11 protein-coding genes are annotated in these 12,465 nt (G+C 67.5%); 6 read left to right on the top strand and 5 right to left on the bottom strand.

Annotated features, from left to right (window positions below):
- Window positions 1-7: 7 nt before the first annotated feature.
- The 5 genes from rpsJ to rpsL all read right to left on the bottom strand — a co-directional run bounded on the left by rpsJ (window position 8) and on the right by rpsL (window position 5,187).
- On the bottom strand, window positions 8-316 hold the full coding sequence (gene rpsJ / locus AB0G47_RS14270) for a 30S ribosomal protein S10 (RefSeq protein ID WP_003948644.1): 309 nt from the start codon (window positions 314-316) through the stop codon (window positions 8-10).
- 514 nt (window positions 317-830) lie between these two features.
- Entirely contained in the window at window positions 831-2,024 is a 1,194-nt protein-coding gene (tuf, locus tag AB0G47_RS14265; protein WP_360768512.1) for an elongation factor Tu, read from the bottom strand.
- 152 nt (window positions 2,025-2,176) lie between these two features.
- Window positions 2,177-4,303 carry an elongation factor G gene (gene fusA, locus AB0G47_RS14260; RefSeq protein ID WP_266863167.1) on the bottom strand — a complete coding sequence of 709 codons (2,127 nt, stop codon included), beginning with the start codon at window positions 4,301-4,303 and terminating at the stop codon, window positions 2,177-2,179.
- Window positions 4,304-4,342: 39 nt separating this feature from the next.
- Window positions 4,343-4,813, bottom strand: a complete 471-nt coding sequence (rpsG, locus tag AB0G47_RS14255) for a 30S ribosomal protein S7 (RefSeq protein WP_003974303.1) — start codon at window positions 4,811-4,813, stop codon at window positions 4,343-4,345.
- Between the two features lie 2 nt (window positions 4,814-4,815).
- Window positions 4,816-5,187, bottom strand: coding sequence for a 30S ribosomal protein S12 (gene rpsL, locus AB0G47_RS14250; protein ID WP_003948652.1), 372 nt, complete (start codon window positions 5,185-5,187; stop codon window positions 4,816-4,818).
- A gap of 411 nt (window positions 5,188-5,598) precedes the next feature.
- Here rpsL and AB0G47_RS14245 point away from each other — a divergent pair, with 411 nt between their 5' ends.
- The 6 genes from AB0G47_RS14245 to AB0G47_RS14220 all read left to right on the top strand — a co-directional run bounded on the left by AB0G47_RS14245 (window position 5,599) and on the right by AB0G47_RS14220 (window position 12,463).
- A complete protein-coding gene (locus AB0G47_RS14245) occupies window positions 5,599-6,312 on the top strand; it encodes a Crp/Fnr family transcriptional regulator (RefSeq protein ID WP_360768508.1) in 714 nt (237 codons plus the stop codon).
- 139 nt (window positions 6,313-6,451) lie between these two features.
- Complete coding sequence (locus tag AB0G47_RS14240) at window positions 6,452-7,249, top strand: hypothetical protein (protein WP_360768507.1); 798 nt, start codon at window positions 6,452-6,454, stop codon at window positions 7,247-7,249.
- Window positions 7,246-9,477 carry a hypothetical protein gene (locus AB0G47_RS14235; RefSeq protein WP_360768504.1) on the top strand — a complete coding sequence of 744 codons (2,232 nt, stop codon included), beginning with the start codon at window positions 7,246-7,248 and terminating at the stop codon, window positions 9,475-9,477. The genes AB0G47_RS14240 and AB0G47_RS14235 overlap by 4 nt, the downstream gene beginning before the upstream one ends.
- A gap of 53 nt (window positions 9,478-9,530) precedes the next feature.
- Entirely contained in the window at window positions 9,531-10,895 is a 1,365-nt protein-coding gene (locus AB0G47_RS14230; RefSeq protein ID WP_360768502.1) for a hypothetical protein, read from the top strand.
- Window positions 10,892-11,425, top strand: a complete 534-nt coding sequence (locus AB0G47_RS14225; protein WP_360768500.1) for a Pycsar system effector family protein — start codon at window positions 10,892-10,894, stop codon at window positions 11,423-11,425. The genes AB0G47_RS14230 and AB0G47_RS14225 overlap by 4 nt, the downstream gene beginning before the upstream one ends.
- 24 nt (window positions 11,426-11,449) lie before the next feature.
- A complete protein-coding gene (locus AB0G47_RS14220; RefSeq protein WP_360768497.1) occupies window positions 11,450-12,463 on the top strand; it encodes a M48 family metalloprotease in 1,014 nt (337 codons plus the stop codon).
- The last annotated feature ends 2 nt before the right edge of the window (window positions 12,464-12,465 follow it).

Here is a 12,465-nt window from a genome sequence, read left to right as displayed (position 1 = left end):
GCGCCCTTCAGAGCTTGATCTCGATGTCAACGCCGGCCGGAAGGTCCAGGCGCATCAGCGAGTCAACGGTCTTGGGCGTCGGGTCGAGGATGTCGATCAGGCGCTTGTGCGTGCGCATCTCGAAGTGCTCGCGCGAGTCCTTGTACTTGTGCGGCGACTTGATGACGCAGTACACGTTCTTCTCAGTGGGCAGCGGCACCGGGCCCGCGACCGACGCACCAGTACGCGTCACCGTCTCGACGATCTTCTTCGCCGAGGAATCGATGACCTCGTGGTCGTAGGCCTTGAGCCGGATGCGGATCTTCTGTCCCGCCATGGCTACTTGGTAGTCCTTTGTCTCGAACGCTCTGGCTCCCGGAAGGCCCTTTTTTCTACTTCCTCCGACCCACGCGGTCGGGCGTGTCGCAGTCCCGCTCACGGAGATTTCCCGAAGGATTTCCCTGCTAGGGGCTGCGGCCCAGATGACCGCGGGTCCGGGGGAAGAAACCCACCGGGTGCCTGGCTGAGCCTCCGCACTGCACTTCCCAGAAGATTCCCGTACGTCCGCTCCAGCGCTGCCTTACGGCAGATGGGGCGACGAGTACTGTGGGACTCGCTTCCGGTCCTCCCGGCGGGAGGCGCGCAGCATCGGCACTCAACCGAGCAACCTGGACAGTGTGCCACACGTGGGATGCCGAAGGCCAATCGAGCCGACCTGTCAAGCTGCCACGGCCTGAATCGCGTACGCAAAGAGCCCACGCAAAGAGCCCCGCCCACCCGAAGGTGAACGGGGCTCTTCGCTGCGCTCAGTTCAGAGCGACCGGGTCTCCCCGATCTTCAAGCAAGCGAGCTTACTTGTTGATCTTGGTGACCTGGCCGGCGCCGACGGTCCGGCCACCCTCACGGATGGCGAACTTCAGGCCCTCTTCCATCGCGACGGGCTGGATGAGCTCAACGGTCATCTCAGTGTTGTCGCCCGGCATGACCATCTCGGTGCCCTCGGGGAGGGTCACGACGCCGGTCACGTCCGTGGTGCGGAAGTAGAACTGCGGGCGGTAGTTGTTGAAGAAGGGGGTGTGACGGCCACCCTCGTCCTTCGACAGGATGTAGGCCTGGGCCTCGAACTCGGTGTGCGGCGTGACCGAACCGGGCTTGATGATGACCTGGCCGCGCTCGACGTCCTCGCGCTTGATGCCACGGAGGAGCAGACCGACGTTCTCACCGGCCTGGCCCTCGTCGAGCAGCTTGCGGAACATCTCGATGCCGGTGACCGTGGTGGTGGTCTTCTCGGTCTTGATGCCGATGATGTCGACGGTCTCGTTGACCTTGAGGACACCACGCTCGATACGACCGGTGACGACGGTGCCACGACCGGTGATCGTGAAGACGTCCTCGATCGGCATCAGGAACGGCTTGTCGACGTCACGCTCGGGCTCCGGGATGGACTCGTCGACAGCCTTCATCAGGTTGAGGACGGACTCACCCCACTCCTTGTCGCCCTCGAGCGCCTTGAGCGCCGAGACCTTGACGACCGGCAGGTCGTCGCCCGGGAACTCGTACTCGGAGAGGAGCTCACGGACCTCGAGCTCGACGAGCTCCAGGATCTCCTCGTCGTCCACCATGTCGGCCTTGTTCAGGGCGACGACGATGTACGGAACGCCGACCTGGCGGGCCAGGAGCACGTGCTCCTTGGTCTGCGGCATCGGGCCGTCGGTGGCGGCAACCACGAGGATCGCGCCGTCCATCTGCGCGGCACCCGTGATCATGTTCTTGATGTAGTCCGCGTGACCGGGGCAGTCGACGTGGGCGTAGTGACGGGTCTCCGTCTGGTACTCGACGTGCGCGATCGAGATCGTGATACCGCGCTGGCGCTCCTCGGGAGCCTTGTCGATCTGGTCGAAGGCCGAGGCCTCGTTCAGCTCGGGGTACGCGTCGTGCAGCACCTTGGTAATGGCGGCCGTGAGGGTCGTCTTACCGTGGTCAATGTGACCGATGGTGCCGATGTTGACGTGCGGCTTAGTCCGCTCGAACTTCGCCTTCGCCACTGGGTCCTCCTGTGGAGTGGTTCTGTACGCCTTGCTTCATCGGCGCCAGGTGATCTTTGCTGGGATGCCCGGGGCCCGGGGCACCCGGCCCGAAGAGGGCCGGAATGCCCCGGAGGCTCCGGAGTCAAGCCTAAAGCGTGAACTCGGGTGAGTTACTCGCCCTTGGCCTTCGCGATGATCTCCTCGGCGACGTTCCGCGGAACCTCGGCGTAGGAGTCGAACTGCATTGAGTAGCTTGCGCGACCCGACGTCTTGCTGCGGAGGTCTCCGACGTAGCCGAACATCTCCGAGAGGGGCACGAGGCCCTTCACGACGCGAGCGCCGCTGCGCTCCTCCATGGCCTGGATCTGGCCACGGCGGGAGTTGATGTCACCGATGACATCGCCCATGTAGTCCTCGGGCGTGGTGACCTCGACGGCCATCATCGGCTCGAGCAGCACGGGCTTGGCCTGGCGCGCGGCCTCCTTGAAGGCCTGCGAACCGGCGATCTTGAACGCCAGCTCGGAGGAGTCGACCTCGTGGTAGGCGCCGTCGAGAAGCGTGATGCGAACACCAGTCATCTCGTAGCCGGCCAGGATGCCGAACTGCATGGCCTCCTGCGCACCGGCGTCCACCGACGGGATGTACTCCCGCGGGATACGGCCACCGGTGACCTTGTTCACGAACTCGTACGACGCCTCGCCGCCCTCGATGGGCTCGATCGCGATCTGCACCTTGGCGAACTGACCGGTACCACCGGTCTGCTTCTTGTGGGTGTAGTCCACGCGCTCGACGGCCCGACGGATCGTCTCGCGGTACGCGACCTGGGGCTTGCCGACGTTCGCCTCGACGCGGAATTCGCGCTTCATGCGGTCGACGAGCACCTCGAGGTGAAGCTCGCCCATACCACCGATGATGGTCTGGCCGGTCTCCTCGTCCGAGTGGACCTGGAAGGAGGGGTCCTCCTCCGAGAGACGCTGGATGGCTACACCCAGCTTCTCCTGGTCACCCTTGGACTTGGGCTCGATGGCGACCTGAATGACCGGCGCCGGGAAGTCCATGGACTCCAGGATGACCGGCTTCTTGTCGTCACACAGCGTCTCACCGGTGGTGGTCTGCTTCAGGCCCATGACGGCGACGATGTCGCCGGCGCCCACCGAGTCGATCTCCTCACGCTTGTTCGCGTGCATGCGGTAGATCTTGCCGATGCGCTCCTTCTTGCCCTTGACGGAGTTCAGCACCGCGGTGCCGGCCTCCAGGCGACCGGAGTAGATCCGGACGAAGGTGAGCTTGCCGAGGTGCGGGTCGGACGCGATCTTGAACGCGAGAGCCGAAAGCGGCTCCTCGTCCGAAGGCTTGCGCTTGACGACGACCTCGGGGTCCTTGACGTCGTGGCCCTCGATGGCCTCGACGTCCAGGGGCGACGGGAGGTAACGCACGACCGCGTCGAGCAGGGGCTGAACGCCCTTGTTCTTGAACGCGGTGCCGCAGAACACGGGGGTGACGGTGGTGTCGCCGCCCTTGCCGGAGGCGATGGTGATGCGACGGATCGCCGCGTACAGCTGCTCCTCGGTGGGCTCCTGGCCCTCGAGGTACAGCTCCATCATCTGCTCGTCGTTCTCGGCGACAGCCTCGAGCAGCTTGCCGCGGTACTCCTCGGCAGCCTCGGTGTGCGTGTCCGGGATGTCGACGATGTCGTACGCCTCGCCCATCTTGGTCTCTGCGGACCAGACGAAGGCCTTCATCGTGACGAGGTCGACGACACCCTTGAAGTCAGCCTCTGCGCCGATGGGCAGCTGCATGACGATGGGGGTCGCACCGAGGCGGTCGACGATCATGTCGACGCAGCGGTGGAACTCGGCACCCGTACGGTCGAGCTTGTTGACGAAGCAGATACGCGGGACGCCGTAGCGGTCCGCCTGACGCCACACGGTCTCGGACTGGGGCTCAACACCGGCGACGCCGTCGAACACCGTGACAGCACCGTCGAGCACGCGGAGCGAACGCTCCACCTCGACCGTGAAGTCGACGTGCCCGGGGGTGTCAATGATGTTGATGGTGTGGTCGACATCGTTCAGCGGCCAGTGACAGGTGGTGGCAGCAGAGGTGATCGTGATGCCACGCTCCTGCTCCTGCTCCATCCAGTCCATCGTGGCGGCACCGTCGTGAACCTCACCGATCTTGTACGAGACACCGGTGTAGAACAGGATCCGCTCGGTGGTCGTCGTCTTGCCCGCGTCGATGTGGGCCATGATGCCGATGTTGCGCACCTTGGCCAGGTCAAGTGAAGTGGTAGCCATATCGGCTCAGTCTTCTCTCGGTCTCGATGTGGGTAGCGACTACCAGCGGTAGTGCGCGAAGGCCTTGTTGGACTCGGCCATCTTGTGGGTGTCCTCGCGCTTCTTCACAGCGGCACCAAGGCCGTTGGAGGCGTCGAGGAGCTCGTTGAGCAGACGCTCGGTCATGGTCTTCTCGCGACGGGCGCGGGAGTAACCCACCAGCCAGCGCAGGGCCAGCGTGTTGGCGCGACCGGGCTTGACCTCGATCGGCACCTGGTAGGTGGCGCCACCGACGCGGCGGGACTTGACCTCGAGGGTCGGCTTGATGTTCTCGAGCGCGCGCTTGAGCGTGATGACCGGGTCGTTGCCGGTCTTCTCGCGCAGGCCCTCCATGGCGCCGTACACGATGCGCTCGGCGGTGGAGCGCTTGCCGTTCAGCAGCACCTTGTTGATGAGGGAGGTCACCAGAGGAGAACCGTAGACCGGGTCGATGATGACCGGGCGCTTCGGGGCGGGGCCCTTACGAGGCATTCTTACTTCTCCTTCTTGGCGCCGTAGCGGCTGCGGGCCTGCTTGCGGTTCTTGACGCCCTGGGTGTCAAGGGAGCCGCGGATGATCTTGTAACGAACACCCGGCAGGTCCTTCACACGGCCACCACGCACGAGCACGATGGAGTGCTCCTGCAGGTTGTGTCCCTCACCCGGAATGTAGGCCGTGACCTCGATCCCGGAGGTCAGACGCACACGCGCGACCTTACGGAGGGCCGAGTTCGGCTTCTTCGGGGTGGTCGTGAACACACGCGTGCAGACGCCACGGCGCTGGGGCGAACCCTCAAGTGCGGGCGTCTTGTTCTTCTCGACCTTGTCCTGCCGGCCCTTCCGGACCAGCTGCTGGATCGTAGGCACTACTTCTCCGGTTTCTGTGTGCCGAATAGTAAAGCTAACCTGGAACGTCGCCGACCCACGCGGTCGGGTGTGTCGAATGCTGCAGACTCCCGCCGCAAGGCGGAAAGGAGCGCAGATTACGGTGGCCGTTCTCGGACTCGCACAGCGGCTGAAGACACGCGCACGAGCCCAGGCACACCCCAGGCACAAGGTCTGAGCGTACCTACCTCATCGGGTTCGGTCAAAACAAATGCAGTCCACCACGACACGCCGGGCTTTTCGCTCCTGATGTGACGGTGGAGCGCCCTCCTCATGCTCCCGAAGCGCCCCCAAGTGTTTCAGCCCGTCCTGGCACTCCACACGTACTCGTTTGATGTCATGCGCACAGTCAGTACCTTGATCTGTCCGTTGGGTGACGATCAAGGAGGGCCTATGGCGGGAGCGCGATTACCAGGCGGAGGCCTGGACGACCAGGTGCCCTTCCTCGCGAGGCTGGAGAGAGAGGACCGCTCCGCGCTGCTGACCCTGGGGCACGAACTGCGCTTCGGGCCGCGCGTCGCGCTCCTGCACGAACGCGAGCCGTCGTCTCACGTCCTGTTGATCGTGCAGGGCTGGTCCAAGGTGACCGCTGCCGCACCCAACGGGTACGAGGCCCTGCTCGCCCTGCGGGGTCCCGGCGACATCATCGGTGAGTCCGCCGCGCTGACCGGCCGACCGCGGTCGGCGACCGTGACGGCTCTTGAGGAGGTCCATGCCCTGGCAGTGGAGCGCGAGGCCTTCACCGATTTCCTTGCCCACTCCCCCGCCGTTTCGTTCGCTCTTCTGGGCCTCACGTCCGACCGCACCCGCGCCGCCGACCGGCGGCGTCTCGAGTTCGCCTCGATGAACGTGCGGGAGCGGTTCGCCGTTCTGCTGCTCGACCTGGCCCGCACCCATGGGCGCCGTACCGACGAGGGCATAGAGCTCTCCGTACCCCTGAGCAAGCAGGAGCTCGCGGGTTCCGTCGGCGCGTCCCGCGAAATGGTCCAGCGCCTCCTGAAGGAGCTGCGTACACGCGAGGTGGTGGTGACCGGGCGCAGGGCGCTGCTGATCGTTCGACCGGACATCCTGCGCCGGATCGCACACGCCGAACACCCGGACCTCTGACACCTCTCGGCGTTCCGCGTCGGCAGCGCCGTTCTGTGCACACGGTCACAGTTCGAGTGCGTCATCTGCCCTCACGGCCACGGTCCCGTCGTCGCCAAGCTGCTTCTGCCTGGCACGACTCCCCACTCGAGAGGTGGCCATGACCGACCCTGTGAGCCGGACGATCCTTCTGCTCGACATCGAGAAGTACAGCGACCGAGACAACGTCGAGCAGGCTTACCTGCGGCGCATGCTCTACAACATCACCGACCGTGTCCTGGAGAGCTCGGGCATCGACGAGACCCGGCGGCTGCGTGCCGACCGAGGCGACTCGGTGATGGAGCTGATCGACGCGAGTGCGTCGGTGACAGCGCTTCTGCGGGCCCTGCTGACCGAGGCACCCACGGAGCTGCGCGCCGTGAACCGGATGGCTTCGAAGTCCGCGCAGATCAGGTTGCGGGCCGTGGTCGCCACGGGATACGTGGCCGTCGACGATCTCGACGGCTGGGTGGGGGCCGACCTCAACCATGCCTGCCGGCTGCTCGACGCCGACGTGCTCCGCCTGGCTCTGCGGGAACGCCCGGACGACTTCGTCCTGTGCGTCTCGCAGAGCGTGCACCACGGGATCGTCCGGCACGACTACCCGGGTGTTCCCAAGGACGAGTTCCACGCCATCACGGTGCGGAGCAAGAACGGGCCGCTGCAGGCCTGGCTGCACGGGCCCACGCCGAGGGACATGCAGAGCCCCGACGGGACGAGCAGGCCGGAGGAGGGCGCGGCGTCGACCCCCGCGGCAGGCACCCGGGCCACACCTCCGAGCCCCGTCGATCTCAGCAACGCCTCCTTCGGCGGCAGCTACGTGGCCGGCGACCAGCACGGCGTATCCGGAAACGGCACGGTCTACGGTGACGTGCACCTCGGAGGCGGCGGCACTGCCAGGCGCGGTGAGCGGGAGTGAGCGCGGGCGAGCCGGGCCCGCGCCAGGGGGCAGCCGGCCCACGGCAGCAGGCGGGCGACAAGGACGCCGCCGACAGCCCGCAGCAGACAGGCCCCGAGGCCGCTGAGGCGGAGGACAAGCAGGAAGAACGGGACCAGCCGCAGGACGCATGGTCCGCCCGCAGGGACCTGGTGGACCACAGCCCCAAGGCGATGGGCGTCGGTGACAACGCGCGCTTCGGCGGCAGCCTGGTCGCGGGTGATCAGCACGGCGTGAGCGGCGGCCTGGTCGCCGGCGACGTCATCATGGGCAGCAAGACGGAGATCTACCACTTCGGGGTCTCCGGGGTCTCCACCACGAGCCACGGCTCCGGCGAGGTGCCGGTGTCGACGCTGGACCGCCTCGCCCCGTACTTCGTGACCGACGAGTCCCTCTTCGAGAGCCTTCTGTCGCGGCTGCGCACGGAGCGGGTCATCGTGCTCTCCGGTCCGCACTACACCGGGCGCCGAACCGCCGCGCTGATGCTGCTCCGCCGTCTGGGTGTCTCCCCGATCCGCTCCCTCGTCCGCGACACCACACCCGCGCAGCTCGTCCAGCAGCTCGGCGACGGCCCGCACTCGGCCAAGGGGTACGTGCTGTGCGACCTGACCACGCGCCGCGACCAGCCGCTCCGGGAACCGCATCTCCTCGCCGCGCGCGATCAACTCGCCGAGGAAGACGCGTACTTGGTCATCACCGTCGGCCCGATGGCCGCCCTGGAGGACATCTCCGCCGTCGAATGGAAGCCGCCGAGCCCCGCCGACGTACTGAAGAGGCACCTGCTGGAGCTGACCGGCGAGGCGACCACGGACCGGCTGCTGGCGCTGCCCGCCGTCTCGACGTTCCTTGAGCGCGACCACCAGCTGCGCGAAGTGGCGTCCTTCGCGAAGCACCTCAAGCGGTACGCGGACGGAGAAGTCACCGAAGAGGCCGTCGGAACCTTCTCGCTGTTCACCCTGGAGAGCCAGGTCCAGGAGTGGTTCGACGAGAACGAGGAGCTGATTCCGTTACGGGACAAGGCGTTCCTCATCGCTCTGGCCGCCTTCGACGGCGGCCCCTACGCACTCACCGCCGAACTGAGCGACCTGCTCTACGCCTTCCTGCAGGACACCGCGGACTCCGCTCTGCAGCCACAGGTCCCCGTCTTCGGCACCCACATCGGCAAGCGTCTCCAACTCGCCCGCGCGCAGGGGTATCTGGAGGAAGAGAACACGGAGTGGGGACCGGTCACACAGTCCAAGGCCGCCTTCATCGACAACCGGGTCTCGCTGGTCCTGCTGCGCGAGGTGTGGACCGGGCACCCCTCGGCCAGGCCCGCGCTCGTCCACTGGCTCCAACAGCTCGCCGGTGACGGACGGCCCCTGGTGCGCACCCGCGCGGCGTCCACCGCCGCCGTCCTCGCGTACGCGGATCTCCCCTCCACCATGGCGCTGATCATCGAGCCATGGGCGACGTCCAACCTGTTCCGCCACCGCCTCGTCGCGGTCAACTCACTGACGCTCGCGCACCTCCTGGAGGCGCCCAACATTCCGAGCATCCTCGACTCCTGGTGCGAGAGCGAGGATCCCGCGATGCGCTGGGTGGCCATCCGCGCGTACGGCCTGATCGGCGCGGAGCGGCCGCAACAGACCCTCACCGCTCTGTGGAGCGCCGTCCGCAAGGAGTACGAACCCCTCCTCGACGAGGAAGGCGACGAGGAAGACATCGACGAGGTCATGGTGAAGCAGCTCGCGCAGTCCGTGGAGCTGCTGCTGCTCTCACCGGCCGGCGAGCAGGTCCTCGCCGAACTGCTGCACCGACTCGACCAGGACCGGGCCGTTCACGATCTCGCCCTGCGCGGCTTTCTCAGCGCGTGCGCGCGCCGGAAGGACGACGCGCGTGACGGACGGCCACTGATCCTCGACTGGTACGCGACATCGGCGGCCGACGGAGGCCGCGCGGCCGGCGGGATCGCACGGCTCTGGCGTTCGACACTCGACGATCGCAGGCACACGAGGGCCGCGCTGGAGGAGCTGGGTGACTGGGTACGCGCCGCCGACCACGACCCGGCGACGGAGTGGGCGCTTGCCGGCCTGCTCCCGGCCCTGGTCACCACGGCCTCCGAACGCCAACGCCTGAGTCACCTCCTGCGCACCGTGCGCGGCGAGGACGGCGCTGCCCCGCCTCCCGTCGCGACCCGCCTGCTGACCGTGCTGCCGAACCGTCGCTGAGCACGGACCGAACCCCTAGCTGAGCCACGGACCAAACCCCTGAAGGAGACGCCATGCCCGACTTCCGCCGGCCGCCGGACTGGGATCAATCAGCCGACCGGCACACGTCCCTGATCGATCCCGTCATCACCGTCCGGCAGCTCTCGCGGTTCGGATTCGCCCGCAAGTCGCTGACCCGGATCGACCACGCCCTGGTCTTCTCCACCTCCAGGGGCGGGTACGAGGCCTATCTGCCGCCCCTGCGCCCGAGCCGCGGCGAGGTGGCGGCGAAACGCTACACATCGGTGTACGAGGTGGACATGGGCGTCCACCCGCACCAGGCCGAGATCCCCCTGCCCAGCGACAACGACGCCTTCGAGTTCATCGCCGCGGTCGACCTGTCGTGGCAGGTCGTCGCCCCCGCCGACTTCGTCAGGAGCGGCCACCGGAACGTACCGGCCCTGCTTCTCGGCGAACTGCAGCAGGCCGCCCGCCCCCTCACGCGCCGGTTCGCCATCCACGACAGCGCACGCGCCGAGCGACAGCTGCTGCACGCGCTCTCCGGCCAGGCACCGCTCGGCACGGCAGCGGGCCTGCAGGTGCTCTGGACTCTGCGACTGCGCCGCGACCAGCAGAACATCGACCACCAGCGGCGGCTCCAGTCCATCGACCACAACGCCGCCGAGCAGATACGCACCGAGCAGCAGGGCGTGGCGTACGACATCGAGCTCGACCGGCGGACCCGCCTGCAGGACGAGCTCCAGGCGGGGCGGGCCACGGAGTACGGACGGCTGGACCACGAGCTCGCGCTCCAGCGGCAGGCCTGGCAGCAGGAGCAGGACCAGTTGCGGGCCCGACACGAGGCGGAGCTCCGGCAGCTCGAGGCCGAGAAGATCGCGTTCTACCAGGGGTATCTGGAGCAGGGGGGTGTGGTGGCCTGGGCCATGCATCTCGCCAGGAACCCACAGGATTCACGGCTCGTCGTCGACAGCATGCGCGAGGACCAACTCCGCCTGATCCTCGCCGAGCTGGAGCTGGCGAGGGAACTCCTCAGCGGCGACAGCGCGGAGGACTACGAGCTGGAAGAGCCCAAGCGACGGGCCCTGGACGTCATATACAAGATCTTCAGCCAGCACATACCGGGGATCTCCCGGGACCAGTCCCCATCGCAGCCGGCGACGGCGCCCGCGCCGCCGGAGTCGCGGCTCACCCAGGCCGACCCGCCGCAGGACACCCCGCAGCCGGCGCACTCGAACGAGGAGCCGGGCACGGAGGCAGCAGCAGACCAGGCACCCGCACCCGCACCCGCACCCGCACCCGCACCCGCAGAGCAGACCGGCACCTTCCCCGGCTGGCAACCGCCCCCGGGCTACGGCAGCTCACCGAGCGCGCCACCACCGCAGCGTGACGGCGACGAGCAAGAGAACCTCGCCCCGTGACCGGCGCCCGCGCTCACGCGCCCCTGCCGCCCGACGCCGCGCCCGGAGCCAGGACGGCCGAACGTCTTCTCGACGATCTGCGCACCGAGATCGCCCGCGCCGATGCCAAGGCCGCGGTACTTGTCGCAGCACTCGGCGTGATGGCGGGCGTCTTCAGCGGTCTGCTCGCCCGACGCGAGTGGACGCCCGCCTCCCTCTCCATGCCCGCCAGTTCGACGTGGTGGGCGGGGGTTCTCGCACTCGCCCTGACGCTGCTCGCGCTCCTCATGACCGTTCTGCCGCGTTACGGCACGAGCAAATGGACACCGGGCGCCCCCTTGTCGTACTTCGGCGACATCCAACGGGCCGCACGCAGCGGCCATTTGGCAGAAGCGCTGGCCGACACCGAGCTCGATCCGACGGCCGACGCGATCGCGGCCCTGTCCACGACCAGCCGTATCGCCCAGCGCAAGCACCAGTGGGTACGCACGGGCCTGATCGCCTTCACCATCGCCGCGGTGCTGCTCCCCGTATCCCTCCTCATCGGCTGACTGCCCCTCTCCCGGAGGCTGACCATGGCCCGACCACCACACTCACCACAACAGCCCGAACCCCCTAACGACGACACGCCTGCCCCTGACGACCTGGACTACCGGCACCGCGGCGGCCGTCTCCACTTCACCGCCCATCAGCGCGGGCTCGACGCCACGGCCTTCGGCCGGCTCGTCCTGCATCTGCCCGGCACGCTCATGAGCCTGTTGGTCCTGCTCCTGATATCCGGCGGTCTGGATGCCTGGCTCGGCATTCCGTTCTGGGTACTGCCGCTGGTCTGGCTGCTGTCCGGGGCCATGGTCTTCCACCGCCCCACGGAAGACTTCTTCGCCCGGTACCTGCTGCGACTGCAGCGTCCGATGCCCGAGGAGTACGCGCGTCTCGCTCCCGTCTGGCACGAGGTGACCGCACGCGCGGGCGTCGACGGCCGGGCGTACGAGCTCTGGGTCGAGGACAGCGACGACCTCAACGCCTATGCCGCCGGCGGTCACATCGTCGGGGTCACGCGGTACGCACTCGACCGGCTGTCGAGCTCGCAGCTCGCTGCCGTACTCGCCCACGAGCTCGGCCATCACACCGGTGGCCACGTCTGGGTCTCACTGCTCGGCTACTGGTACGCGCTGCCGGGGCGTGCGGCCTGGTACGCGATCCGACTGATCGTCGCCTACGCCCTGGCGTTCGCCGGCTACTTCTCCTGGATGGCGACAGCAGCGCTGGTGCTCGTGATCTGCATCATCAGCTACACCACGATCACCCGTCTGTACGGGCTGCCGCTGCTGCTGATCGTCACTCCGTATCTGATCGCCGCCGTAGACCGGCGGGCCGAGCTTCGCGCGGACCAGCACGCCGCCGCGCTCGGATTCGCCCCCATGCTGGCCCAGGTGCTGCAGACCATGTACGCGACCGAGACCGAAGCCAAACGGCAGACCATGGCCGCCTCCGGGCACAGGCTCGCCGCGCCCAGGCTCCTTGACCAGCTGCTCTCCACGCACCCCGACTACCCGACCCGCATCCACCGTCTACGCCGGTACCTGTGACC

The organism is Streptomyces sp. NPDC021622, assembly GCF_040640795.1.
GTDB lineage: Bacteria > Actinomycetota > Actinomycetes > Streptomycetales > Streptomycetaceae > Streptomyces.
Note: the sequence above shows the minus strand (reverse complement) of the source record. Positions and strands in the feature narration are given on the sequence as shown.